This is a genomic window from Streptomyces sp. NPDC059010 (genome assembly GCF_042740355.1).
GTDB lineage: Bacteria > Actinomycetota > Actinomycetes > Streptomycetales > Streptomycetaceae > Streptomyces.
In genome coordinates, this window is the sequence record NZ_JBHYJA010000079.1 from 1 (window position 1) to 25552 (window position 25552).

23 protein-coding genes and 1 pseudogene are annotated in these 25552 nt (G+C 70.4%); 14 read left to right on the forward strand and 10 right to left on the reverse strand.

The window, feature by feature from the left end; all coding sequences use genetic code 11:
- The coding region (locus ACFWYS_RS44905) for an ABC transporter substrate-binding protein (RefSeq protein ID WP_384782524.1) at positions 1-1457 on the forward strand (1457 nt) is incomplete at its 5' end.
- Positions 1458-1508: 51 nt separating this feature from the next.
- Here the strand turns inward: ACFWYS_RS44905 and ACFWYS_RS44910 are convergent.
- The gene (locus ACFWYS_RS44910; RefSeq protein ID WP_384782526.1) at positions 1509-1952 is read right to left on the reverse strand and encodes a hypothetical protein; all 444 of its coding nucleotides are present in this window, start codon (positions 1950-1952) and stop codon (positions 1509-1511) included.
- Between the two features lie 41 nt (positions 1953-1993).
- On the opposite strand from ACFWYS_RS44910, the gene ACFWYS_RS44915 reads away from it, so the two are divergent.
- Both ACFWYS_RS44915 and ACFWYS_RS44920 read left to right on the forward strand, forming a co-directional pair.
- Positions 1994-3124, forward strand: a complete 1131-nt coding sequence (locus ACFWYS_RS44915) for a saccharopine dehydrogenase family protein (protein WP_384782528.1) — start codon at positions 1994-1996, stop codon at positions 3122-3124.
- A gap of 244 nt (positions 3125-3368) precedes the next feature.
- On the forward strand, positions 3369-3818 hold the full coding sequence (locus ACFWYS_RS44920; RefSeq protein WP_384782529.1) for a hypothetical protein: 450 nt from the start codon (positions 3369-3371) through the stop codon (positions 3816-3818).
- Positions 3819-3852: 34 nt separating this feature from the next.
- Here ACFWYS_RS44920 and ACFWYS_RS44925 read toward each other — a convergent pair whose 3' ends face one another.
- The 3 genes from ACFWYS_RS44925 to ACFWYS_RS44935 all read right to left on the reverse strand — a co-directional run bounded on the left by ACFWYS_RS44925 (position 3853) and on the right by ACFWYS_RS44935 (position 7155).
- On the reverse strand, positions 3853-4440 hold the full coding sequence (locus tag ACFWYS_RS44925) for a hypothetical protein (RefSeq protein ID WP_384782531.1): 588 nt from the start codon (positions 4438-4440) through the stop codon (positions 3853-3855).
- A gap of 346 nt (positions 4441-4786) precedes the next feature.
- A complete protein-coding gene (locus tag ACFWYS_RS44930; RefSeq protein ID WP_384782533.1) occupies positions 4787-5998 on the reverse strand; it encodes a S8 family peptidase in 1212 nt (403 codons plus the stop codon).
- Positions 5999-6297: 299 nt separating this feature from the next.
- Positions 6298-7155: an aldo/keto reductase gene (locus ACFWYS_RS44935; protein ID WP_384782535.1), complete on the reverse strand. Its 858-nt coding sequence runs from the start codon at positions 7153-7155 to the stop codon at positions 6298-6300.
- A gap of 296 nt (positions 7156-7451) precedes the next feature.
- On the opposite strand from ACFWYS_RS44935, the gene ACFWYS_RS44940 reads away from it, so the two are divergent.
- Complete coding sequence (locus ACFWYS_RS44940) at positions 7452-8339, forward strand: Gfo/Idh/MocA family protein (RefSeq protein WP_384782537.1); 888 nt, start codon at positions 7452-7454, stop codon at positions 8337-8339.
- Between the two features lie 96 nt (positions 8340-8435).
- Here the strand turns inward: ACFWYS_RS44940 and ACFWYS_RS44945 are convergent.
- The 3 genes and pseudogenes from ACFWYS_RS44945 to ACFWYS_RS44955 form a co-directional block, all read right to left on the reverse strand.
- A pseudogene (locus tag ACFWYS_RS44945) lies at positions 8436-8756 on the reverse strand (RNA polymerase subunit sigma-24); the annotation flags it as partial.
- Positions 8757-8816: 60 nt separating this feature from the next.
- Complete coding sequence (locus tag ACFWYS_RS44950) at positions 8817-9152, reverse strand: hypothetical protein (protein ID WP_384782539.1); 336 nt, start codon at positions 9150-9152, stop codon at positions 8817-8819.
- A gap of 146 nt (positions 9153-9298) precedes the next feature.
- Positions 9299-10195 carry a GNAT family N-acetyltransferase gene (locus ACFWYS_RS44955; protein ID WP_384782541.1) on the reverse strand — a complete coding sequence of 299 codons (897 nt, stop codon included), beginning with the start codon at positions 10193-10195 and terminating at the stop codon, positions 9299-9301.
- Between the two features lie 496 nt (positions 10196-10691).
- On the opposite strand from ACFWYS_RS44955, the gene ACFWYS_RS44960 reads away from it, so the two are divergent.
- Positions 10692-11903: a glycoside hydrolase family 64 protein gene (locus ACFWYS_RS44960; RefSeq protein WP_384782543.1), complete on the forward strand. Its 1212-nt coding sequence runs from the start codon at positions 10692-10694 to the stop codon at positions 11901-11903.
- A gap of 113 nt (positions 11904-12016) precedes the next feature.
- Here ACFWYS_RS44960 and ACFWYS_RS44965 read toward each other — a convergent pair whose 3' ends face one another.
- Positions 12017-12973 (reverse strand): AraC family transcriptional regulator, encoded by a 957-nt coding sequence (locus tag ACFWYS_RS44965; RefSeq protein WP_384782545.1) that lies wholly within the window; start codon positions 12971-12973, stop codon positions 12017-12019.
- 288 nt (positions 12974-13261) lie between these two features.
- Between ACFWYS_RS44965 and ACFWYS_RS44970 the strand changes: the two genes are divergently transcribed.
- The 5 genes from ACFWYS_RS44970 to ACFWYS_RS44990 are packed head-to-tail and all read left to right on the forward strand — an operon-like array spanning position 13262 to position 17354.
- A complete protein-coding gene (locus tag ACFWYS_RS44970) occupies positions 13262-14641 on the forward strand; it encodes an ATP-binding protein (protein WP_384782547.1) in 1380 nt (459 codons plus the stop codon).
- The gene (locus ACFWYS_RS44975; RefSeq protein WP_384782549.1) at positions 14638-15051 is read left to right on the forward strand and encodes a roadblock/LC7 domain-containing protein; all 414 of its coding nucleotides are present in this window, start codon (positions 14638-14640) and stop codon (positions 15049-15051) included. The genes ACFWYS_RS44970 and ACFWYS_RS44975 overlap by 4 nt, the downstream gene beginning before the upstream one ends.
- Complete coding sequence (locus ACFWYS_RS44980) at positions 15048-15407, forward strand: DUF742 domain-containing protein (protein ID WP_384782551.1); 360 nt, start codon at positions 15048-15050, stop codon at positions 15405-15407. The genes ACFWYS_RS44975 and ACFWYS_RS44980 overlap by 4 nt, the downstream gene beginning before the upstream one ends.
- Complete coding sequence (locus ACFWYS_RS44985) at positions 15385-15999, forward strand: ATP/GTP-binding protein (protein WP_384782553.1); 615 nt, start codon at positions 15385-15387, stop codon at positions 15997-15999. The genes ACFWYS_RS44980 and ACFWYS_RS44985 overlap by 23 nt, the downstream gene beginning before the upstream one ends.
- Positions 15996-17354: a cytochrome P450 gene (locus tag ACFWYS_RS44990; protein ID WP_384782555.1), complete on the forward strand. Its 1359-nt coding sequence runs from the start codon at positions 15996-15998 to the stop codon at positions 17352-17354. The genes ACFWYS_RS44985 and ACFWYS_RS44990 overlap by 4 nt, the downstream gene beginning before the upstream one ends.
- On the opposite strand, the gene ACFWYS_RS44995 is transcribed toward ACFWYS_RS44990, so the two are convergent.
- Complete coding sequence (locus ACFWYS_RS44995; protein WP_384782557.1) at positions 17355-18599, reverse strand: cytochrome P450; 1245 nt, start codon at positions 18597-18599, stop codon at positions 17355-17357.
- Between the two features lie 372 nt (positions 18600-18971).
- On the opposite strand from ACFWYS_RS44995, the gene lat reads away from it, so the two are divergent.
- From lat to ACFWYS_RS45010, 3 genes are read left to right on the forward strand one after another with little or no spacing between them, the layout of a single operon-like run.
- Positions 18972-20312 carry an L-lysine 6-transaminase gene (gene lat / locus ACFWYS_RS45000; RefSeq protein WP_384782558.1) on the forward strand — a complete coding sequence of 447 codons (1341 nt, stop codon included), beginning with the start codon at positions 18972-18974 and terminating at the stop codon, positions 20310-20312.
- A 57-nt stretch (positions 20313-20369) separates the two neighbouring features.
- Positions 20370-21923 (forward strand): aldehyde dehydrogenase family protein, encoded by a 1554-nt coding sequence (locus tag ACFWYS_RS45005; protein WP_384782560.1) that lies wholly within the window; start codon positions 20370-20372, stop codon positions 21921-21923.
- Positions 21920-24109, forward strand: a complete 2190-nt coding sequence (locus ACFWYS_RS45010; protein ID WP_384782562.1) for a thiamine pyrophosphate-dependent enzyme — start codon at positions 21920-21922, stop codon at positions 24107-24109. The genes ACFWYS_RS45005 and ACFWYS_RS45010 overlap by 4 nt, the downstream gene beginning before the upstream one ends.
- 44 nt (positions 24110-24153) lie before the next feature.
- Here ACFWYS_RS45010 and ACFWYS_RS45015 read toward each other — a convergent pair whose 3' ends face one another.
- Positions 24154-24549: a RidA family protein gene (locus tag ACFWYS_RS45015; protein WP_384782566.1), complete on the reverse strand. Its 396-nt coding sequence runs from the start codon at positions 24547-24549 to the stop codon at positions 24154-24156.
- A 136-nt stretch (positions 24550-24685) separates the two neighbouring features.
- On the opposite strand from ACFWYS_RS45015, the gene ACFWYS_RS45020 reads away from it, so the two are divergent.
- On the forward strand, positions 24686-25552 hold an 867-nt coding region (locus ACFWYS_RS45020; RefSeq protein ID WP_384782564.1), incomplete at its 3' end, for a helix-turn-helix transcriptional regulator.

Genomic DNA, 25552 nt, shown 5'->3' on the forward strand with positions numbered 1-25552 from the left:
GAGTGTGGTTAACGAGACAGGTCCAGAGCCGCCTGGACCTCGGGCACGGTGGGGCGGACGAGGCCGGGGGCTGGACGGGCGAGGCCGGGGGCTGGTTGCCGGAGTCGCTCACCCGGCTGATCGCACGCCGTTCGGCCGCCGTCCTCGCTCTGCCCGCGGTCCAGGCGACCGAGGTGTCCGGCGCCCCGGCAGCCGCCGACACGGTGCCGGGCTCGCAGGAACGGCCGAAGGGCGCCACGCGGCGCCGCCTGCTGATGCTGGGCTCGACCGCCGCCGTCGTGGCGGCCGGCGCCACGGCCGCCTGGTGGACCTCGGGTCGCCCCCGCCGCACCCCGGCGCAAAGGGGCGGCACACGGCTTCCACAGCAGGTCGTCGCCCTGCACGCCGATCTGACGGGCGACCAGAGGACGGCCGGCCTGGCGCAGGAGAACGGAGTCCGGCTCGCCGTCGACCACCTCAACTCCCGTGCCGACCGCGGCTTCGACCTCGCCCTCCAGGTGCACGACGACGCGGGCAGCACCGCCCGGGCACAGCAGATCGCGCGGCAGTTGTCGGCCGACGACCGGGTCCGCGCGGTGATCGGGCCGACCACCGATGACTGCGCCAAGGCCGTCCTTGAGCAGTACCGGAAAGCGCTGCTGCCCATGGTCTGCGTGTCGGTCGGGCTCGACGGGGTGTCCGCCGGAAGGTACCGGACGTACGCGGCCACCCGGCCCCCCGACCGCTACTTGGCGGCACCCCTGGTCGCCCACCTGGTCCGCACCGTCCGAACGCGCAGAACGGTGCTGATCGACGACGCGACCGAGGGCGACTTCAGTTGGGAGCTCTGTGGGGACGTCGACCAGGCGCTCCGGTCCGGACAGCGCACCACGACCCGGCGCACTCTCGCCACCGAGGATGACACGGCCGACGACTTCCGTGCCCTGGCCGCGTCGGTGACCGACCGGAAAGCGGACGCGGTGCTGTTCGCCGGAGGGTTCGAACGCGCGGCGGGACTGGCGCGAGCGCTGCGCGCGGCCGGCTACTCCGGAGCCCGGTTGGCCACCCAACGCGCCCTCGACCCCCGCTTCCTCACCATGGCCGGGGACGCCGCCGAGGGCTGGGTCTTCGCCACCGCCTTCCTCGACCCGACCCGTGTGACGGCAGCGAAGTCCTTCGTCGCCGCCTACGGCCACCGCTTCGGCACCGCCCCGCCCTGGTACTCCGCGGAGGCCTACGACGCGACACTCTTCGTGGCCCGCGCGCTGACGACGCTGGGCGCGTCCCTCACGGAACGGGGCCCGCTCGTGGGGCGGCTGCGGGAGACCGACTACCGGGGAATCACCAAGCGGCTGCACTACACGGGCTCAAGCGCCGGCTACACCACGAAGGCGATGTACCTCTTCCAGGCGTCCGGTGGCCGCTTCCGCTTTCTGGGCCAGTTCGAGGACGCCACGCACGAGGACGCCACGACCTGAGCCCTGGAGAACTAGCCCTGAGAACTGGCCCTGAGAACTGGCCCTGGAGAACTACCCTCGTCGTTCGCCCAGATACCGGGTCCGCCACTGCGGCAGGCAGTCGTGCAGGTACAACGCGAAAGGGACCCACCAGATCAGGTCGTTGGTCACGAGGATGACACCGGAGGCCAAGGGCCACTCGCCGGTGACCGCCAGCCACAGCCACCCGAGCGGTCCGAGGATCTTGCCGGCCAGGCCGACCGCCGCGATGGCGAAACCTTCGGCGGGGCGCAGGGCCACGTCCAGGTAGAGCAGCCCGTACAGGCCGAGCACCATGCCCAGGGTCATGAAGATCTGCGGGTGGTTCTGCGGGGGCATGCCGGCGATCCGGAACAGCCATTGCGGGTCGACGGCCGCGTAGCAGCCCCAGGCGATGTTGTAGACGCCCGCCGCGACGAAGACCCGTCGGTGCAGTCGCTCGCGGGGAACGGCAGAAGCCTCACGTGATGTGAACACGACCGTATTGTCGGGTGCTACGGCCGGTAGCATGCCGCCGCATGGGGGAATCGAACATTGTTGTGGTCGGGGGCAGCGGCTTCTACGGCCGCTATGTCGTGGCCGATCTGCTGCGCCGGCCCGACGTCCGGGTCACCGTCGTCTCCCGCAGAGCGCCGCATCCCGCCTTCGCTTCCGACCGTGTCCGCTGGGCGGCCGGCGACCGTGACGCCCCGGAGCGACTGGCTGAACTCCTGGGGGACGCGGCCGCCGTAGTGCACTGCGCGGGCCCCTTCCAGGCCCTGGACGGCCCGGGCAGTCACCCGCTCGGGCCGCTGCGGGCGGCGGTGTCCGCGGGAGTTCCGTACGTCGACATCTGCGAGGACCGGGCCTTTCTGCGCGCGGCGAGCACGCTGGCCCGCTCGGCGACGGCTCCCGTGCTCACGGGGGCGTCCGTCGTGCCGGGCCTGCAGGCACTGATCGTCCACGACCTCGCGCGTGGCATGGACCGTGTCGACACGGTGCTGTGCTGCGCCGCTCCCGACACCCGGCGGCACCGCGGCCCGGCGATGTTCGAGGCGATGATGCACGGCGCCGGACTGCCGTTCACCGCTCCTCGCGGGGGCGTGCCCACCGTGGTGCACGGCTGGTCCGAGCCCGAGTGGACACTGTTCCCACCACCGGTCGGCAGCCGCCTGGTGCACCAGGTGTACGAGATGGCCGACCTGGATGTCCTGGCCGAACTGTGCGATGCCGGAACGATCGCCTTCAAGGCGGGAACCGAATTCACCGCCGTCAACCGTGCCTTGGGGCTCTTCGCCACCCTGCGGGCCCGCACCGGCCGCCCCCGCGCCACCCGGCGCTGGACCCCCCTGGTGCGCGCGATGTCGTGGCTCGTCGGCCGGGTCGGCGACGAGGCGGGCGGCTTCACGGTCACCGTGAGCGGTGAGCGCGGCGGGCGCCCCATCACGCGGCGGCTGGGGATGACCGCCCGGCAGGACGGCGGCCGCATTCCCTCCCTGCTGGCCGGCATCGCCGTGGACCACCTGCTGACGGGCCGGCTCCCCACCCCCGGCCTCGTCCCGCTCCACTCCTGGCTGGCGCCGCACGAACTGCGTACGGCGCTGCGCGAGCGCGGCATCGGCCTGTGGCGTGGGGACGACGAGGACGAATGGCGACCGTGGGAGGAGTGACGAGCCGTCACCGTCCGCGCCCGCGTGGGTCCGCACGACCACGTGTTCTGTTACGTGTCCCGCTACGTGGTTTCCCGGATGCCGGAGTCATGTCGCCGCTGCGATGATCGCCCCTCCAGCGGTACAGGAAAGGCAACGCATGAACCCGGGTCAGCAGATGGAATTCCATGCCTCCTGCGGGCATTTGATCTCGGCTCCGGCCGACCGGGCGGGGCAGGACGCCCGTTGCCCCCACTGTCACCAAGTGGTCCGGGTCCCGCAGTCCGATGTGCCGTATGCCTCGCCCGTGCCCGTGCCGGCCGGTGCCACCGAGCCGGTCGCGCTGACCGCCCTCTACGTGACCGCGCTGATCGGCGGCCTCGTGGGGGCCGGACTCATCTACATGGTCATGTTCAACGAGTTCTCGGAGTCCGAGCTCGTCACGATCACACCACTGTGGTTCTTCCCGGTCGTCTTCGGACTGTACGGCTTCGTCTCCCAGCGGCTGCTGCGCCGGATCGCCTCCGGGCGCGCCGGGACGCTGGGCGAGGCCGCCCGCATGACCATCGACGTGGCAGGGCATTGGGCGGCCCTGGTGCTGTTCCCGTTCCTGGTACTGAAGTGGCGCAGCTCCCTGCTCGTGTCACTGGCCGCGGCACTCTTCTGGGCCGTCCTGCTGTGGCTGTTCTTCACGGCCGTCTTCCCCACCCTCTGAGCCCGGCCTCCCGGCACACGGGAAGTGCCAGCGTTCAGCGCTCCGGGGCGCCGTCCCCGGCGAGCGCGACGAGGTCCGGGAGCATCCCGGCCAGTTCCTCCAGCAGCCTGTCCATGTCCATCACGTCCGGCAGCGGGTGGTGGACGAAGCAGACCCCGGCCTTCGTCACCGAGACCGCCGGTCCGGCGAGCTTGACCAGGCGCTCGGGCAGCTCCGAGGCGTAGAACCGCTCGGTCGTCCCCGCTCGGTCGTCGCTCATCGGCAGGTACGGCGCATCCATGTGGAAGGTGAGCCCGAGCTCCGCCGCACTCCAGTTGCGCTCCAGACGCAGGTTCGGTCCGCTGCCCGGCACGTCGAACACGACGACCAGCCAGTGGGCGTCGACCTTGCTCGTCAGGTTCTCCACGAGCCTGGCGACGGTGACCTGGTGGTCACCGAACGGGCCGGCCACGGTGGTCCCGTGCTGCGCGCGCAGCAGCCAGGGGAAGTGGGGCGCATAACCGGCCCACTGCGCCCCGTCCTCGTCGCGCTTGAGCTGCTCCCAGCCAGGACGAGCAGCGAGGGCACGCATCTCCCGGTCCGCCTTGCCGACCCGGCGGGCGGTACGGACCGCGAAGGTCAAGCCGATGAGGGACGGGGCCAAGATGACGGCGAAAAAGATGATCCAGCCCAAAACGTGATCCCTTCGGTCCGGCTCTGCAAAGCCCGTTCGCCCGCATCTTCGCGTCCCGGGTCGCCGCAGGACATCAGGGAAACCACGTAGAGGACTACCGAGTCCGAGGCCCGCCCCGGCTCGCTGATCCCTGGGTTGTCGGCGGTTCCGTCCCCGTCGTCTCCCCGGCGCGGGGCACCACGTCACCTGCCTGCCCCGCATCGAGACCATGACCGGGGCCCGACCACGACGCGGCCCGACGGTGCCGCTGCGCACGCGCTGGCGGCACCGCCGGGCCTGAGTGTCCGGTGTGGATCTACTCGGTCACCTTGAGCAGCTTGTTGGGCGTTCCGCTGCTCGGGTTGGTTATCTTGTCGCCGGTTGCCCCGCCGACAAGCGCGGCGGCGACCTTGTCGGGGGTGGCGTCCGGGTGACCGGCCAGATAGACGGCGGCGGCTCCGGTCACGTGAGGCGTGGCCATGGAGGTGCCGGAGATCGTCTTCGTCCCCTGGTCACTGTCGTTCCAGTCGGACGTGATGTCCGAGCCCGGCGCGTAGAGGTCCACGATCGAGCCGAAGTTGGAGAAGTCCGACTGGGCGTCGTCCTTGGTGCTGGACGCGACCGTGATGGCCTCGGGGACCCGGGCCGGTGAGCCCTGGCCCGCGTCGGCCGACTCGTTGCCGGCGGCGACCGCGAAGGTGACACCGGCGGCGATGGCCTTCTTGACCGCCTCGTCGAGCGCGGGGTCCGCGCTGCCGCCGAGGCTCATGTTGGCCACCGAGGGACCCTGGTGGTTCTTGGTCACCCAGTCGATGCCGGCGACGACCTGCTCGGTGGTGCCCGAGCCGTTGTTGTCGAGCACGCGGACCGCGACGATCTTGGCCTTCTTGGCCACACCGTGGGAGGCACCGGCGATGGTCCCCGCCACGTGGGTGCCATGACCGTTGCCGTCGTCGGCCGTGTCGTCGTTGTCGACGGCGTCGAACCCGGAGGCGGCGCGCCCCTCGAAGTCCTTGTGGCTGATGCGTACGCCGGTGTCGATGACGTACGCGGTCACTCCTTCCCCGGCCTTGTCCGGGTAGGTGTACTTGCCGTCGCCGGCCGTGTCCTTCTGGTCGACACGGTCCAGGCCCCAGGACGGCGGGTTGTCCTGGGTGGCATTGATGTGGAACTTCTTGTTCTGGACCACCTTGGACACCGCGGGGTCGGCCGCGAGCCGCTTGGCCTCGGTCTCGGTCAGGCTGCCGGCGGAGAAACCGTTGACCGCCGAGCCGTAGGTCCGGCCGATCTTGCCACCGTACTCGGCGGCCAGGTCCCGCTTCTCGGCCGTGGACGCCTTCTCGTCCAGCAGGACGATGTAGCTGCCGGCCACGGCTCCTTCGGCATTCAGGCCGTAGACCTTGCCCTCCGCGGGCTGTCCCGCCTGGGCGATGGGGGACACGTAAAGGCCGGTGCCGACGACGGTTGCGACGGCCGCGATCGCGGTGACGATCTTGGCCTTGCCGGTTCGTTTGTGATGCGCCGTCAAGAGGGGTCTCCTCGTGAAGTGGGGGGTTTGCGTTCGGGCGGCAGCGCTGCGCGTGCTCCGGAGAGTGCCCACTTGTCGCGAGCAGATCAATCTCTTGGTGAGGCCCCAAGACCCGCCGAACGAAGGATCTCCACAGGATTCACGCACTCTCGAAGCAACCCGCGCACAAACGTGCAGCCCTCGATGCTGGTTGAATGGCCAAGGAACAATCCAGGATTGTCTGTGCCGATCTCTTCACCGTCTGCTCACGCACGTTGGGTTGAGCGCCCCAGTGTCCCGCCGGAACAGTCCGGAACAGTTCAGACGGCGTCCAGCGCCGCGACCTCCTCGTCGGTGAGCACAAGGCCGGTCGCGGCGAGGGAGTCGAGGATCGTCTCCGGGCGGCTGGCGCCCGGAATCGGTACGACCACGGGCGACTTGGCGAGCATCCACGCCAGACACACCCGCTGCGGGCTCACCCCGTACGCCTCGGCGACCCGTGCGAACGGGGCGTAGGCGGAACCCAGTTCACGCGCCCGGGAGATGCCGCCGAGCGGGCTCCAGGGCAGGAACGCGATGCCGAGTTCGTCGCACAGACGCAGCTCCGGCTCGCTGGAGCGGAAAGCCGGGGAGAACTGGTTCTGCACGGAGACCAGCCTGCCGCCGAGGATGTCGTTGGCCTGCCTGATGCGGTCCGGGTCCGCGTTGGAGATCCCGGCCATGCGGATCTTTCCCTCGTCGAGCAGGTCGCGTACGGCGCCTACCGACTCGGCGTACGGCACCCTCGGGTCGGGCCGGTGGAACTGGTAGAGCCCGATGGCTTCCACGCCGAGCCGCCGCAGGGACGCCTCGCACGCCTCCTTGAGGTGCCGTGGGCTGCCGTCCAGCGTCCAACTGCCGTCGCCGGGGCGAAGATGGCCGCCCTTGGTGGCGACCAGGACGTCCTTGCCGAGGTCGTGGGAGGCGAGGGCCTTGGCGATCAGGGTCTCGTTGTGACCGACCTCGTCCGCGTCCCGGTGGTAGGCGTCGGCGGTGTCGATCAGCGTCACGCCGGCGTCGAGCGCGGCGTGGATCGTGGCGAGGGAACGCGCCTCGTCCGGGCGCCCCTCGATCGACATGGGCATCGCGCCCAGACCGATCGCGCTGACCTTGACGTCACCGATGCGGCGGGTGTGCATGGGCTCGTGACCTCTCTCGGCTGTCGCGCGGGAAACGATGTCATCCGGCGAGCGGCCGAAAATCTCGGGCCGTGCCGGGCTGACACCAGCGTGGCTGCCCCTGCCTCAAGAGGTCCAATAGAAGAAAGTGAACGCATTCAGTGCCAGCGCCGCTGAATCGCTGGTGCTCTGGTGTTGCGGTGTTGCGGTGTTGCGGTGTTGCCGAGAATCGGCCGCCCATCCGCTTGCGCGGCGTCCTGGTCGGTGTGACGCTCACTCTCCATTGCCCGACCCCGGGGGAAGTGAGAGGCGGCGGTATGCGCATCGGACTGCTCGGCACCGGCCCATGGGCGCAGATGGCCTACGCCCCCGCCCTGAGCCGGCACGGCGGGCTGGACTTCGCGGGCGTGTGGGGCCGACGTGCGGCCGCCGCCAAGGAGTTGGCCGACAGCTATGGCGTCCCCGCCTACGACGACGTCGACGCGCTGCTCGCCGACGTGGACGCCGTCGCCGTGGCACTGCCTCCGGCCGTTCAGGCCGACTTGGCGGTGCGGGCGGCGCGGGCGGGCTGTCATCTGCTGCTGGACAAGCCGCTCGCGCTGACGGTGGCGGAGGGACGGGCGGCCGTGGAGGCCGCCGAGGAGGCCGGGGTGGCCTCGGTCGTCTTCTTCACCACGCGTTTCCAGCCGGAGACCGAGGCGTGGATCACCGAACAGGCCTCTGTGGAGGGCTGGTTCACGGGGCGGGCGCAATGGCTCGGCGCGCTGTTCAGCGGTGAGGGCAGCCCCTTCGCGGCCTCGCCGTGGCGGCGGGAGAAGGGCGCGCTGTGGGACGTGGGGCCTCATGCCCTGTCCGTGCTGCTGCCGGTCCTGGGTGACGTACGGCGGGTGGCGGCCGCCGCGCAGGGGCCCGGTGACACCGTCCATCTGGTCCTCGACCACGTCGGCGGCGCGTCGAGCACACTGGCCCTGAGCCTGACGGCGCCGCCCGCGGCGGCGGGGGCCGCGGTCGAACTGCGGGGCGCGGCCGGGGTGACGCAGCTCCCGGAGAGCACCGCGAGCGCGGTGTCCGCGCTGACGCGCGCCGGGGACGCGCTGCTGGCCGCCGCCCGCACTGGGCAAGCGCACGCGTGCGACGCGGGGTTCGGGCTGCGGGTGACCGAGATTCTGGCGGCGGCCGAAGGGGTGTTGAGCGGCGGGGCTTGACGGCGTGGGTGAGGGCGAGGGTGAGGGGGGGCGGGGGCCGTGTGGTGTCCCGCCAGGCCCTCACCGCTGCCTGAGGTCGGGTTCAGGTGACCGGATTCAGCGGTGCAGGGGTGTCTCCCGACGCATCCGCGACAGTTTCTCGGGGTTGCGTACGGCGTACAGGCCGGTGATGAGGCCGTCGTCGATGCGCACGGCCAGGACGGTGTCGATCTGTCCGTCTCGCCGGAGAATCAGTGCCGGGGAGCCGTTGATCTGCGCCGCTCGCAGCGGTGCCTCGGCGGCGAGACCGGCCAGCCGGGAGGCGGCGAGCACGGCGGCCACGCTGTCGGCGCCGACCACGGGCGACAGGGTGGCCTGCACGACTCCGCCGCCGTCGCCCAGGAACACGACGTCCGGGGCGAGGATGTCGAGCAGGCCAGCCCGGCATGTTCACCAGCCTGACGAACTGACGGACAGCGACAGCGACCGCGACCGTGGTCAGTCCGCGAACGGCTCCTCGCTCCACCGGAACCACGCCCTGTCGCCCTCGATGTGCAGCAGGAACTCGGCGACAGGGCCGTCCGGCGAGGCCAGTGAGACGCGTCTTCGGATCTCGTCGTAGGCCGCCTCCCAGGCCTCCCCTGCCTCCCGGTCGTCCTCGGAGTCCCGTTCCAGCAGGGCGAGTTCGCGTGCGAACAGGTCGCGGACCGTGTCGTACCCCGGACCGGGCGTGAAGCGGCCCGACAGCCACGGGAAGTCGGCCTCGTCGATCAGGATCTCCCCGACCGGCCCATCGCCACCGCGCACCTGCCAGACCTCGCCGTCGAGCCCCATGCCGCCTCCTCACCCGCTGTCGATCACACCGCGGACCAGCATGCCGGCCGGCACTGACAGACGGCACTGACAGGCGGCCCGGCCCGAACCCCAGCGGGCCCGGACCGGATCGCCCGCTCTTTACCGCTTCTCGCTACGTCGGCTTCCTACGATCGGCCCGCCGCATGGAAGTTGATCCGTTCCCTGACGACGGGGTAGCCCGCCTTGGCGAAGTTCGCGGCCATGGGGAAGTTGCCCCGGTCCGTCGCCGCGGTGACGAACTCCGCGCCCTGTTCGACGAGGAAGTGGGTGCACTCGGCGAGGAGGTCGTAGGCGTAGCCCCGGCCGCGCCGTTCCGGGACGACGCCGATGAAACCGACGGTCGGGCCGGAGGGGTTGTGGGCCGGGATGTGGATGCCGGCGAGGTCGCCGTCCGGGGTGTGGGCGAGCTGCCACCACTCCCGTGGGGAAGGGCACCAGTGGAAGAAGTCGAGCTCCTCCTGGGCGGCCAGGTCGAGGCCGCCTTTCTCGATGGCCCGCAGGGAGTGGGCGTCCAGGGTGACGGAGTGGATGCGGCGCACCGCGTCGAAGAAGACGGCGTCGTCTGGTTCGGCGCGGAAGCGCAGACGTCCGGGGCGCTCGGGCAGGCCGAGGTCCGGGGTCCAGCGGTACAGGAAACGCTCCACGAGGAGTTCGTAGCCGGCGGCACGCGCCGCGTTGAAGCGGGCGTCGGCGGCGGACTTCAGGCCGGGCTCGTCGCGCCAGCGGCCGGGCAGATTGATCTCCAGTTCGACCTGCCAGGGGGCGGAGCGCAGGAGTTCGGCGCCGGCCTCCTCCTCGCCCTCGGTCACGTCGAACCAGTTGATGTTGACGGGTTCCGAGTCGTCGGGGCCGCCCCACCAGGCGCCGCGAGCGACGACCGTGCCGTCGCGCAGGGCCACCCGCTTCCACTCGGGGCGGAACACGGTCCGCTGATGGGCTTCGCGGGCGCCGAGCGGGTCGGGGTGTGCGTCGAAGAGATGGGCGTCGTCGGCAGAGAGCGTACGGATGACCAGATCGGTCACGGATTCCTCCGGGATACGGGCTACTTGGAGCGCTCCCGGTCAGATGGAACCAAGTACGCCGGGACAGTGGAGAAGGGAGCGCTGGAAGGGTGTGAACTGCACGGCACTCGCCTCCTTTCGTCCGTCTCAGGGCGTGGAGCCACAAGTTACGTGATCTTTCGCGGGGTCGTCCATCGATTTTTCCGCTGGGAGCGTTCGAGAGCCTGAGGAGCGTTCGAGGGCATTCGGGAGCGCTCTCAGAGGTTCTGACGGCTTAAGCGAGCCTTAGGTAAGGGTTAAGCAGTCGTGCCCATTCAGTGGCCCTTCAAGTTCCCGCAGCTCAGGGGCGCTTGAAGGATGTGCAGACGCATTGGCTGGTGCGGGAGCCGTGCGTACCATCGGGCTCCACCGGTGGCGGCGACACTCGACGTGAGAGCGCTCTCACAGCGACCGCTCCCCCGTCCGCCTACCCACCGCAGCCCGACCACCCCCACAACCACCCCGGGAGACCCCCCACATGACATCCCGTCACCAGCGCCCTCTCGGTCGACGCAGGCTTCTCTTCGCCCTCGGCGGCGCGGCCGTGGCCGTCCCGGCCGTCGCCACCGTGGCGCCGTACGCCCTCGCGGGTACGCCCGCCGACGGTGGCGGCTCGCAGGCCGCGGCGGACTCGCTGCCGCTGACGATCGTCAATGACAGCGGCTCCTTCGACAACGCGAACGTCCACGTCTACATCGTCGGCAACCAGGGCGGCAGGCAGGTACGGGTCAAGCCCGACGGCACCCTCGCGCCGATCGCCCTGTCGGACAACGGCGCCGACGGCTTCACCGACTACGCCATCAGCCTGGCCGGCAGCGGCGAGACCCGGCTGTCCCTGCCCCAGATGTCCGGCCGGATCTATGTGGCGCTCGGCCAGAAGCTCAAGTTCAAGGCCGTCGCGGACGGCAACGGCAACGCCGCGCTGCAGTATCCGGCGGGCTGGGTGACGTCGGACCCCAACTACCCGGTGGTGCACGATTGTGCGGAGTTCACGTTCAACTCCGCCGGCATGTTCTGCAACACCACCATGGTCGACATGTTCAGCGTGCCGATGAGCATCCGGCTGACCGGTGCCAAGGACCAGACGACGGGCACCCTGCGCTCCGGCGGGCGTGCGGCCGCGTTCGCCGCGGTCCGTCAGGTCGGGGAGTTCGCCCGGCTCGTCGTGGACGACACGCGCATCATCGCTCCGGGGCACGGTCTGGACGCCGGTCTGTTCGCCAAGGACTATCTCGCGCCGTACATCGACGAGGTGTGGAGCACGTTCACCGGGCGGGACCTGACCGTCACCACCAACGCGGGGACGTTCACGGGGCGGGTGCGCGGTGACCGGTTCACCTTCGACGGCCCCGCGCAGGTGTCCTTCGCCAAGCCGTCGACGCGGGACGTGCTGTTCTGCGACGGCACCCTCGCCGCTCCCAACGACGGCACGACCGGCCCGGTCGCCGCCGTCCTGGGCGCCGGCTTCAACCGCTCGACGCTCCTCAGCCACCCGGCACAGCCCACGACCGACCCGGCCACCTTCTACAAGACCGACCTGACCAACCACTACGCCAAGGCGATGCACACGGTCGCCGAGGACGGCAAGGCGTACGGCTTCGCCTTCGACGACGTGGCCGACTTCGCCTCGTACATCCAGGACACAGCGCCGACGGGGATCCGGCTGACGTTGACACCCTTCGGGGGCTGACGGTCACGCCCCTTCGCGGGCTGACGCGAGCCCACGCGGCCCGGACGGGGCGCCCGTCCGGGCCGCGACCTCACGCCGACTCGGCGATGCGTCGGTGGCAACGCCCAAAGGGCTCAATGTGCCCTGTTCCGCATCTCCCGCGGGCTCACGCCGAAGCGTTGGCGGAAGACCGTGCTCAGTGCGCTGGCCGATGAGAAGCCCGAGGCGTGGGCGAGTTCCGTGATCGTCATGTGGTCGCACTCGGCGCACTGGAGACGGTCGCGCACCAGGCGCAGGCGTTCCTCACGGATCAGGTCACGGGGGGTCGTGCCGACGCGCTGGAGGGCCAGTTGGATCTGCCGCAGTGACCAGCCCAGGGCGCGCGCCATGGACGTACCGGTGAGGCCGGGGTCGGCCGCGTGATCGCGCGCGTAGCGGCGCGCCAGCCCCTCGACCTCGGTGAGATGGCCCGGGGCGTCGGGACGGTCGTCGCCGGAGGCGAGCATGCACAGGAGCTCGACGATGCGGTCCGAGACGGCGTCGAACTGCGCGTCGGTCAAGGCATGGCGCTCCTCGTGCAGACCGCTCAGCATGGAGCTCACCACGCTTCCCAGCCCGCTTGTCAGGTCCAGCCCGGCGGCCAGCGGTGACTTCCGGTTCAGCGGGCCGTCGATCTCACGGGCCGGAATGGTGAAGATGTAGGCCAGTGTGCGCCCCTCCTGCCGGCACTGGAACGGAGCGCCGAAGGAGACCAGGGCAGCCGCTCCCGGCGTGAGATGCGCTGCCTCGTCGTTCTGCCGAAGCTCGATGCGCCCGCTGATCGGCAGCAGGAGGCGATAGTCCTCGTCCGGGTCCTGGCGTACCTGCTGGGCGGTCCGGCTGTACTCGATCTCGTCCGACTCGAACCGGACGAGCTGGTAGGTGTGGCTGCGTTGGCGGACGGTCTCGCCGCGGAAGTTGTCGGGGCGCGCGTACCAGTACCCCATCCGGGACTGATAGGACGCGATGTGTTCGCTCCAGAAGTCGGCCCGCTCGCACGGGTCCACTTCGCCCGTGCTCTGCGACTCCAAGACGTAACGTCCCGTGGGCAACGTGGCTCCTCCGCTGCGACGGGTTTGGGCGGCATGTGCGGACAGCCCCGAACTTCCGTTCGTTCACGGACTGATTACGCGTGGTCACACTAGGGGTAGCAAGCGGTATCCAGGAGCAGCCGACGACTCATTGGCATATGCCAGAGGCGAGTGGGGCCTGCCCGTGGGCGCGTCTCGGAGCGCGCGTGCGCCTCTCGGGAACTTCCCTGCGCGTACGGGCAAGTGCGTTTGCGGACTCCCGGTTACCTTCGAGCACCCGTCAACTCACGCCCGCCCCTTGAGGACTCCATGACCGATCAGATATCGGAGGCCGCGTTCTGGTGCCTGGCTTCCGGCCTGTTCGCCGTCACCGTGCTGCTCGTGCGCCAGCGCGGCATCAGCGCCCGGCAGCGCAGGCAGAACGCCGAACTGGGCGAGGACCTGCGAGCGCGGGACGCGGAACTGCGCCACCTCCTCGCGGTCCGGCTGCCGGCGGTGGAGAACGCCGGCGACCCGACCGCCCCGCAGCGCGATCTGCTCGACGACCGCCTCGCCGACACGGACTTCGCGGCCTGTCTCGACGACGTCCTGGACCGGTTCGCCGCGGCCGCCGAGCACGCGCAGTCGCGCGCCGACCAGTCCGCGAAGGCCGCATTGAAGGCGTCGATGCGCTCCATCCAGGCCCTGGCCAACGAACAGCAGGTGTCCATCGCTCAGATGCAGGACCGGCACGACCACCCCGACGTGCTGCGCGACCTGCTCGAAGTCGACCACACGAACGCCCAGTTCGGTCGACGCGCCCAGGCCATCGCCGTGCTCTGCGGCTCCTGGCCGGGCCGCCAGCGCGCCACGTCGGCGCTCATCGAGGTCGTCCGCGGCGCCACCTCCCGCATCCGCGACTACCGGCGTATTCGCATCAACGGTGACGTCGACATCGCCGTGCAGAGCCGGGCGGTGGAACCGGTGGTGCTCGCGGTCGCCGAGCTGCTCGACAACGCGGCACGTCACTCCCAGCCCCACACCACCGTCGAAGTCGCCATCCAGACGGTGCACAACGGCGCGTGCGTCGTGATCGACGACGCGGGTGTGGGCATGGACGGCCAGGCGGTCGAGCTCGCCGCCGAACTGCTGTCCGGCAGGCGCACGATGGACATCACCCGGCTGGGCGACCCGCCCCGCTTCGGCTTCGCCGCCATCGGGGCGCTCGCCCACCGCTACGGCTTCAGCGTCTCCGCCGACACGCTCTCCCCCTACGGCGGTGTACGCGCCGTGGTGTTTCTGCCGACCGGGCTGCTGACCCACATGGAGGCCGTGCAGGACGGCGCGTCGGCAGCCACAGCGCCCGAGTCCGCTCCCACTCCCGCGCGGAACTCCGTCCCCGAGCGCGCCCCCGCATCCGAGCCCGCTCCCGCGCGCACCGCCGAGCACGCGCCCGCGCCGGACCCCGTACCCGGCCCTCCCCCCGCCCTCGCCCCCGTGGACTCGACCACGCCCGGCGGTCTGCCCAAACGCCGGCGCCGCTCCCTGCGGGAAGCGGCCGTGGAGCCCGCGGCCGGGCCGGCCGTGGAGGTCGGCGGCCGCTCGGCCGAGGAGAACGCCCGGCGCATGGGCGCCTTCGCCCGCGGCACCCGCTCCGGCCGGACCGCGCACCCGACAGCCCACGAAGACGAAGGGAACAGCCACGAATGACCGGGCCCACCAACAACGAGTTGGGCTGGATGCTGGACGAGGTGCTGAAGGTGCCGGAGGCACGTCACGCGATCCTGCTCTCCGCCGACGGCATGCTCCGCGCGTACTCCAAGGACATCGGCCGGGACGACGCCGAACGACTGGCCGCTGGACTGTCCGGCGTCCAGTCGATCAGCCGCAGCACGGCCGAGTTCTGCGGCACCGCGCACACTCCGTGGCGGCAGACCCTGATCGAGTTCGCGGGCGGCTACGTCTTCCTGGTCGCCGCCGGCGAGGGCGCCTACCTCGCGGTCTCCACCGGTGAGGACGTGGACATGGAGGCCGTCACCTACCGTATGCACAAGCTCGTCGACCGGCTCGGCAAAGAGCTGACCAGTCCCGCCCGGCAGGACTCCGGCAGCCCGGCATGACTCCCCGGCGGCGCCCCGCAGACCGGCTGGTGCGGTCGTACGTCGTCACGGACGGCCGTGCCCACCCGACCCGCAACACCCTGGACCTGGTCACGCTGCTGATCGTCACCGACGATCTGCCCCTGACCGGTCTGAACCCGGAAAAGCGCAGGATCATGGGACTGTGCCGGCCGGGAACCCTGTCCGTCGCCGAGGTGGCCGGCCATCTTTCCCTGCCGGTCAGCGTCGCCAAGGTGCTGATCGCCGACCTCATGGACAGCGGTCACCTCGTCACCCGCGCGCCCATCCCCGCCGCCCGGCCGGCCGACGCCCGAATCCTCCAGGAGGTGCTCGATGGGCTCCGCGCCCGCCTCTGAACCCACCACCGGGGACGTCCATCTGCCCCCCAGTGTGCAGACCGCGGTCAAACTGCTGGTCGTGGGCCATTTCGCGGTCGGCAAGACCACGTTCGTCGGCGCGCTGTCCGAGATCCGGCCGCTGCGCACCGAGGAGGTCATGACCGAGGCCGGCGCCCTGGTCGACGACCTGGCCGGGATGACGGACAAGACCACCACCACGGTGGCCCTGGACTTCGGCCGGCTCACCCTGAACAACCGCCTCGTGCTCTATCTGTTCGGCACCCCCGGCCAGCAGCGCTTCGCCCCGCTGTGGCACGACATGACGCGGGGAGCGCTCGGCGCGCTCGTCCTCGCCGACACCCGCCGCCTCGGTCAGTCCTTCGAGGTGATGGGCGTGCTGGAAGAGCTCGGCCTGCCCTACGCGGTCGCCCTCAACGAGTTCGACGACGCGCCCGCGCACGGCCTCGAAGAAGTCCGCGAGGCTCTCGACCTGCTCCCCGAAACCCCCCTCGTCCGCTGCGACGCACGCGACAGGGTCTCCTCCACCCGGGCCCTGATCTCTCTCGTCGAGCACCTTCTGACCCGCATCGGCCACATGGAGCCCACGTGACCTCCCTACCCCCCGTGCCACCGCCCGCCTGCCCGGTGCACGAGCCGCTGTACGGCCCCGAGTTCGCCGCCGATCCGGCCGCCGCCTACCGGCGCCTGCGCGCACTCGGCCCGATCGCACCGGTCGAGCTGGCACCGGGCGTGCCGGCCTCGCTCGTCGTCGGATACGAGGCTGCCCTGCACGTGCTGCGCAGCACCGAGACCTTCTCGAAGGACCCTCGCCGCTGGCAGGCCCTGAGTGACGGCACCGTCCCCGCGGACAGCCCGATCGTGCCGATGATGATGTACCGGCCGAACGCGTTGTGGGCCGACGGCGAGGAGCACAGTCGGCTGCGCGGCGCCATCACCGACAGCCTGGCCCGCGTGGACTCGACCACCCTGCGCGGCTATGTCGAGACGTGCGCCGACACGCTCATCGACCGCATGGCGCCCGCCGGGCGGGCCGATCTGCTGGGCGAGTACGCCCAGGTGCTGCCGCTGCTGGTGTTCAACCGCCTGTTCGGCTGCCCGGCCGACTACGGCGACCGGCTGGTCGAGGGGATGTCCGGGATCTTCGACGGGGTGGACGCCGAGAAGGCGAACGAACTGCTCGCCACGACGCTGTTCGACCTTGTCACGCTGAAACGCAAGCAGCCCGGGCACGATGTGACGTCCTGGCTCATGGCCCATCCGGCAGCACTCACCGACGAGGAGATGATCCACACCCTCGTCCTCCTCATGGGCGCGGGCACCGAGCCGCAGCAGAACCTGATCGCGAACAGCCTGCGGCTGCTGCTGGCCGACGACCGGTTCGGGGGCAGCCTGTGGCGCGGCAGCCTGCCGGTGGAGGACGCCCTGGACGAAGTGCTGTGGACCGACCCGCCCATGGCCAACTACGCCGTTCACTACCCGGTGCACGAGGTCGTCTACGAGGGAACGGCCCTGCGCGAGGGCTGCCCCGTCGTCGTCTCGCTCGCCGCCGCGAACACCGACCCGGCCCTGGTCGCGGATCAGCGGGCGGGCAACCGTGCCCATCTGGCCTGGAGCGCGGGCCCGCACAACTGCCCGGCACAGGGCCCGGCCCGTCTGATCGCGGCCACCGCGGTGGAGAAACTGCTCGACCGTCTCCCGGACATAGAACTCGCCGTTGACGCCGAAGAGTTGACGTGGCGGCCGGGTCCCTTCCACCGGGCGCTGATCGCGCTGCCCGTGACTTTCCCTCGGGCCGCCCCTGCCGGCCGGACCGCCACCCGCGCCGAGGCCCCCGCGGAGCCCGAGCCCGCCTCCAGGCAGGCGCCGCCCTCCGCGGTGCCGGCAGACGGTGGTGCCCGGCGCGGCTGGGCGGCCCGACTGCGTGCCTGGTGGCACGGACACTGATCAGGACAGGTGGACCGGCAGCGAGCGGTGGCCGTTGGAGATGAAGGAGTCGACCGGCTCCAGTTCCGTGGTCTCGACGGCGAGCCGAAGTCCCGCGAAGCGGTCGAAGAGGGCCGGGAGCGCGATGCGGGCCTCCAGCCGCCCGAGGGGTGCGCCCAAGCAGAAGTGCACGCCGTGGCCGAAGGCGAGATGCTCCTTGTCGGCGCGTGTCACGTCGAAGACGGCAGCGCTCTCGCCGTACTTCTCCGGATGCCGTCCGGCGGCGGCGTACGCCGCGAGGATCGCTTCACCCTTGCGGATCACCACCCCGTCCGGGCCGCCGATCTCGCCCATGGCCACGTCCTCCACCGCGTACCGCAGCGGCAGGCTGGCCACCGGTGCTTCCACCCGCAGCGCCTCCTCGACCACGTCGTCCCAGGAGGCGCTGCCCGCGCGGACGTGGGCGAGTTGGTCGGGATGAGCGAGGAGGAGGTGGATGGCGTTGTCGAGGAGATTGACGGTGGTCTCATGGCCGGCGCTGATCATCAGCACCAGAGTGTCCAGCAGTTCCTGCTCGCCCAGCCGTGTGCCGTCCTCGTCGTCGCGCGCCGCGATCAGCTCCGAGGTCAGGTCGTCGCCGGGCGACCGCCGTTTGAGGGCGACGAGCTCGCCGAGGGCGGCGTAGAACCGGGCGTAGATGTCGGTGACCTGCTCCGGGGTGGCGGAGGTGTGGAAGACGCCGTCCACGACCGCGCGCAGTTCCGCTCCCTGTTCCTCCGGCAGCCCCAACAGCTCGCTGATCACCTGGATGGGCAGCGGGTAGCAGAACTGTTCGCGCAGGTCGACGACTCCTCCCCGGCGCCCGGCCTCCGCGACGCGGTCCAGCAGGGTCTTGGTGATCTCCTCGATACGGGGCTGAAGCGCGGCGGTGCGGCGGGCCGTGAACGCCTTGGACACCAGGGCGCGCAGTCGCCTGTGCTCGCCGCCGTACGCGGTGAACATGTTCTGCACCGCGACCCAGGTGAACAGGGGCCATTCCGGGGATATCTCGCCATTGATCCACCGGGGCCAGTGCCGGCGCGGATCCTTGGAGACCCGCGGGTCGGTGAGCAGGCGCTTGAGGAGATCGGGGGCGCTGACGGCCCACGCTTCGACGCCGTCGGGGAGTTCGACGAGGGTCACCGGTCCCCGTTCGCGGATCCGGGTGGCCTCGCCGTGAATGTCCCGGCCAGCCGGATCGATCACTAAGGGTCGAGGGTCTCCCATTGCAGCCTCCTGCGCTCGAACGACGATACGAACGGTAAAGCTACTTCGACGTAGCGTGTCTGACGAGATCACCTGGTGTGCGCTGCGCACGGGGACAAGTCCCCTGCGCGTGACCACAAGTCGGCGCGCGCGGTGACACCGACGGCCTTCAGGCCGAGTTGGCGTCGACTCATGCCGGTTGGAAGCGGCTGCTGTGGTGGCGGCAGATGGCGGCCGTCGGCGGTGTCGCTGCGGCCGGATCGGCCCATCGTTCGTAGCATCTACCCGAGAACGAAACCTTGTGGCATTGATCGCACCGTATCTAAAATATTTTTGCCAATTCTCATGATCGACGAAATTTCTTCGGTACGGCTATCGAGAGTAGGTGCCTCCATGACGATTGCTGCGGCGTCGATGATCCACCCGGACGAGGTGCACGAGAGACTCGGCCGCCATGTACTGACCGACGGTTTCAAACTCGTGCTCGACCCGCTCGCCAGTCAGGGCTCGTGGATCGTCGACGCGCGCACCGGTGAGAAGTTCCTCGACCTCTACTCGTTCTTCGCGTCTGCTCCGCTGGGGCTCAACGCGCGCGGCATCGTGGACGATCCGGAGTTCATGACGCTGCTTGCGCAGGTGGCGGCGAACAAGCCCGCCAACCCCGACGTCTACACCACGCACTACGCCGAGTTCGTCGAGACGTTCGCCCGGGTCCTGGGCGATCCGGACCTGCCGAGACTGTTCTTCGTCGAGGGCGGAGCGCTCGCCGTCGAGAACGCGCTCAAGACGGCGTTCGACTGGAAGAGCCGCCGCAACGAGGCGGCAGGCCGCTCCCCCGAGCTCGGCACCAAGGTGCTCCACCTTCGGCGGGCGTTCCACGGCCGCAGCGGTTACACCCTCTCGCTCACCAACACCGAGCCCGGCAAGACGGCCCGTTTCCCGCAGTTCGACTGGCCGCGCATCGACGTGCCCGCGGTGCGCTTCCCCCTCGCACGCCACCTCGCCGAGGTCGAGGCGGCCGAGCGAGCGGCCCTCGACCAGGCGCGGCGAGCGTTCGAGGACAACCCGCACGACATCGCGTGCTTCCTTGCCGAGCCGATCCAGGGCGAGGGGGGCGACAACCACATGCGCCCGGAGTTCCTCAAGGCGATGCAGGAGCTCTGCCGCGAGTACGACGCGCTGTTCGTGCTCGACGAGGTGCAGACCGGGGTGGGGATCACCGGTACCACCTGGGCCTACCAACAGCTCGGTCTCAAGCCGGACATCGTCGCCTTCGCCAAGAAGGTCCAGCTCGGCGGCATCATGGCCGGCCACCGCGTCGACCAGGTACCCGACAACGTCCTGCGGGTCTCCGGGCGGATCAACTCCACCTGGGGCGGGGGGCTGGTCGACATGGTCCGGTCCCGCCGCATCCTGGAGATCATCGAAAAGGACGACCTGGTGGCCCAGGCCGCTGCCACGGGATCGTGGTTCCTGGCCGGACTACGTGATCTGGAAGTCCGGCACGCACCGGTGGCGGCCAACGCGCGGGGGCGTGGACTGATGTGCGCCATCGATCTGCCCGACAGCGGCGTTCGCGACGAGGCGGTACGCCGGTTGCGAACCCAGGAGCAGGTGATCGCATTGCCGTGCGGTGAGCGCACGGTGCGCTTCCGCCCCGCACTGACCATCACCCAGGACGAGCTCGGGATCGCCCTGCGAGCCCTCGACCGGGTCCTGGCCGACCTGTACTGATCCGGTCCCACCCACCCGTCCGCACTGCCCCGTACCAGCCGAGAAGGAGCAAAACTCATGGCCCGTTCCGTCGCCTCGATCGTTGCCGGCCATCCCGTCGCCGGCGCTCCCGGCGGGACTCTTCAGCGCCCCAATCCCGGTCGTACCGCTGAACTGGTCAGCGAGGTCTCGCTCGGGGACGCCTCGACGTTCGTCGAGGCCGCCAGAGCCGCCAAGGGGGCTCAGCGGTCCTGGGCGGACGTCCCGGCGCCGGTGCGCGGATCCGCGATCGGGAAGATCGGCCGGCTCGTCGAGGCGAACAAGGACCGGCTCGCCCGCATCGTGACCGAGGAGATCGGCAAGCCGCTGGCCGAGGCGCTCGGTGAGGTCCAGGAGATCATCGACACCTGCGACTTCTTCCTCGGCGAGGGGCGTCGGCTGTACGGGCAGACGGTGCCCTCGGAGATGCCGGACAAGCAGTTGTTCACCTTCCGCAACCCCATGGGCGCGGTCGCGGTGATCACCGCCGGCAACTTCCCGGTGGCCGTGCCGGCCTGGTACCTGGTCCCGGCGCTCGTGACCGGCAACACCGTGGTGTGGAAGCCCGCCGAGTACGCCGCCGCCAGCGCCAAGGCCCTCTTCGACCTGTTCGTGCACGGGGGCGGCCTGCCCGACGGCGTACTCAATCTCGTACTGGCCGACGGAGAGCAGACGTACGCCGGTCTGGAGGCCTCCCTCGACGCCGGCCTGGTCGACAAGGTCGGCTTCACGGGGTCCACGCTCGTCGGCCAGAAGATCGGCGCCCTGTGCGGAAGTCACCTCCAGACCCCCTGCCTGGAGCTGGGCGGCAAGAACCCGCAGGTGGTCACCCCGAGCGCCAATCTCGACCTGGCGGTCGAGGGGGCGTTGTTCTCCGGATTCGGTACCGCGGGGCAGCGCTGCACCTCCCTCGGGACGCTCATCGTGCACGAGTCGGTGCACGAGGACTTCCTCGCCCGCTTCGACGCCGCGAGCCGCGCGGCCCGGATCGGCGACGCGTTCGAGGACGTCCTCTACGGCCCGATGCTCGACGAGCGCTTCGCTCGGCGCTACGAGACCTTCCTCGGCTGGATCAAGGACCACCACCGCACGTACGGCTCGGACGGCGTCGGGCGGATCACGGCCGGCAATCCGCGCAAGGGCTTCGTCGGGAACCCCGAGGCGGGCATGTTCTACCACCCGGTGATCGTCGACGGGGTGCGCCGCGACGACGACCTGTTCCTCACCGAGACCTTCGGCCCCATCGTCTCGGTGACCACCTACCGGGACTTCGACGAGGCCCTCGACCTGGCCAACGCCCATGGCTACGGCCTGTCCGCCGCGATCTACACGACCGATCCGCACGAGGTGTGGACGTACCGGCGCGGCATTTCGGCGGGCATGGTCAGCGTCAACAACACCACCTCCGGAGCCGAGGCGCACCTCCCGTTCGGCGGCAACGGCAAGTCGGGCAACGGCAGTCGCCAGTCCGGGCAGTGGGTGCTCGACCAGTTCACCCGCTGGCAGTCGATGAACTGGGACCACTCCGGCCGGCTGCAGAAAGCGCAGATGGACGTGGCCACGCTCGAACCCGACCTGTCCTTCCGCCTGTGAGCGCCGTCGAGGACCTCGACCGGCACTTCCGCGAGGCGGTGGCCGGTCTGCGCTCCGCGGAGGCGGCGACCGGGCGGCCCGGCAGCGAACTGGACCCCCGTGCCGCACTGGACCTGTTCGACGCGCAACTGGAGAGCCGCCACACCGACGCCGCCGCACGATGGATGCAGCAGCAGGGCCGCGGTTACTACACGATCGGATCGAGCGGGCACGAGGGCAACGCCGCACTCGCCCTCGCGCTGCGCCCCACCGACCCGGCGCTGCTGCACTACCGCTCCGGCGCCTTCTACTGCGCCCGCGCCCGGCAGGCCGGCGGCGTCGATGCGGTCAGGGACATGCTGCTGGGAGTGGCCGCCGGGGCCGAGGAGCCGATCGCCGGTGGACGACACAAGGTGTACGGGCGCCACGAACTGGCCGTCATTCCGCAGACGTCGACCATCGCCTCCCACCTGCCCCGGGCGGTGGGCGTGGCCTGGAGCATCGCCCGCGCGAAACGCCTCGGCACGGAGTGCGCCTGGCCCGGCGACGCCGTCGTCTGCTGCTCCTTCGGCGACGCCTCGGTCAACCACTCCACGGCGGCAGGCGCCATCAACAGCGCCTGCCACGCGGCCTACCAGGGCCTGCCGATGCCGGTGCTGTTCGTCTGCGAGGACAACGGTCTGGGCATCAGCGTGCCGACACCGCACGACTGGGTGCGGCGCGCCTATGGCGACCGGCCCGCCCTCGCCTACTTCGCCGCGGACGGGTGCGATCCGTCAGCCGCCTTCGACACCGCGTGCGAGGCAGCGGCGCACGTACGCAAGCACCGGCAACCCGCGTTCCTGCATCTGTCGATGGTGCGCTTCCTCGGCCACGCGGGCTCGGACGCCGAAGCCGCCTACCGAGCACCTTCCGAAGTCGCCGCGGACCTGCGACGCGACCCACTGCTGGCCACGGCCCGGCTGCTCACATCGGCGGGCATCCTCACCCCGCAGCAGGTTCTCGACCGGTACGACGAGGTGAGCGGACGGGTGCTCGCCGTTGCCAAGCAGGCCCTGGACAGCGAGCCCCTCATCACCGCCACGCAGATCGCCGCCCCCATCGCGCCCCGCCGCCCCGACCTCGTGGCGGCCGCGGCACGCCGTACGAGCGAGCCGACCACAGCACCCGTGGACGAGCCGGTCACCATCGCCCAGGCCATCACCCACACCCTCGCCGACCTGCTCGGGAGCCACCCGGAGATGGTCGTCTTCGGCGAGGACGTCGGCCGCAAGGGCGGGGTCTACGGAGTGACCCGGGGACTGCAGCGGCGCTTCGGCACCGCCCGGGTCTTCGACACCTTGCTCGACGAACAGGCCATCCTCGGCCTCGCGCTGGGAGCGGGGCTGTCCGGGCTGCTGCCGGTGGCAGAGATCCAATACCTCGCGTACCTGCACAACGCCGAGGACCAACTGCGCGGCGAGGCCGCCACACTTCAGTTCTTCTCCCAGGGCCGGTACCGCAACCCCCTGGTGGCCCGCATCGCCGGCTACGGCTACCAACGCGGCTTCGGCGGTCACTTCCACAACGACAACGCGCTGGGCGCCCTGCGTGACATTCCCGGCCTGGTCATCGCCTCCCCGTCCCGCCCCGACGACGCCGCCGCGATGCTGCGCACGTGTGTGGCGGCCGGAAAGGTGGACGGAACGGTCAGCGCCTTCCTGGAGCCGATCGCGCTCTACCACACCCGAGATCTCCACGAGGAGCAGGACAACGCCTGGCTGGCCCCATACCCGTCGGCCGCAGAGCACGTACCGATCGGCCGGGCACGTACCTACGGCACAGGCGCGGACCTGACCCTCGTGACCTTTGGCAACGGCCTGCCCATCTCACTTCGGGCCACCCGCCGACTGGAGCAACAGGGCATCGCCTGCCGTGTTCTCGACCTGCGCTGGCTGGCCCCCCTACCGGTCGACGACCTGCTGCGGGAAGCCCGAGCGACCGGACGCGTCCTCGTGGTCGACGAGACCCGCCGCACGGGAGGCGTCTCAGAGGGAGTCGTCACCGCTCTGGTCGATGCCGGATTCACCGGCGCGATCCGACGGGTCACGAGCGCGGACAGCTTCATCCCGCTGGGCAGGGCAGCGCAGTTGGTGCTCGTGTCCGAGGCAGACGTCGAGCACGCTGCCGGGGAACTGCTCTCAGAAGGCTCCCGCACTCGCGGGTGACGACTGGTCAGGGCCCAGTGGTCAGCAGAGACGGCGAGGTCGGATCACGCGACGGCGGTTCCCTCAAGCTCGACCATCTGGCCGGGGATCGCCAGCCGTGTCACCCCGAGCATCGTGGTGGTCGGCGCCACCCTGGCGGCGCCCAACCGCGAAGCCAGCACGCCGTAGTTCTGGAAGAGCAGATCGACGTCGGTGGTGTAGACGTTGAGCCGGACGAGGTTCGCGAGGAACATGCCGGCCTCGCCGAGCACGGCCTCCAAGTTGTCGAGGCTCAGCGCCAATTGGCCCGCCATGTCACCGTCGTGCTCGGGCTTGCCGTCGCTGCTCATCGCGGTCTGCCCGGAGCAGTACAGGGTGCGGGTGTGCCCGGAGACGATCTCACCCTGGTTGAATCCCATCTCCATCGACCACGTCACCGGATTGACTGCCGCTCGTTCCAATGCCACATCTGCTCCATTCAGTTCATCGGGCGTGCGTACGCCCATCGGCTCGGTGCCCGCCCATCTCTGACCTCGTGGTGAAAGCCTCCCAACCAATCACGACACCCTGTGTCATGTATTCCGTTAGGGTTTTCGCATGCGCGCCGACCGATTGGTCTCGCTGGTTCTGCTGCTCCGTCAGCGCGGTCGACTGTCCGCGGCCACGCTGGCCCGCGAGCTGGAGGAGTCCACCCGCACCGTGCTGCGCGACATCGAGGCGCTGTCCGCAGCCGGCGTCCCGGTCTACGCCGAGCGCGGTCGGCACGGCGGCTTCGCATTGCTTCCCGGTTTCCAGACGCAGCTCACCGGACTGAACCACGACGAGGCACTCGCCCTGCTGATCGCCGGATCACAGCGTGGCGCGCAGGTGTTCGGCCTGGGCTCGGCGCTGGCATCGGCCATGCTCAAGGTGGTCGACGCGCTGCCTGAAGGCTATCGGGACACCGCAGCCGACGCGGCGCAGCGACTGCTCATCGACCCGGAGACGGACCTCCTCGCGCGCCGCGTGGTCACTGAGGAGGTGCCCGACACCGTAGCGGCCGAGGTCCGGCGCGCGGTGCTCTCCGGGCACAAGCTGCGCATCCACTACGCGGCGGTGAACCAGACCCCGAAGTGGCGCACCGTGGACCCGATCGGCCTGGTCACCGTACGCGACCAGGGCTACCTGCTGGCCACGAGGTCGGGCGCGGACCGCACCTACCGGCTGTCCCGGGTGCTGGCCGCCAAGGCACTCGACGAACCCGCGCAGCGACCGGATCGGGTCGATCTGGACCGGGCCTGGCAGGAACGCAGCACGCGGTTTCGGACCGGCGGCGACCAGGTCACCGTGCTGGTACGGGTGCACCCGGCGCGGCGGGAAGACCTGGTGGGCACCGCGCTGGCCGTCTGCGCCGAAGAAACCGACGCAGACGGCCGGCTGCGGTTGGAGGTGGCTTTCCAGGATTCACGCCACGCTGAATGGGCG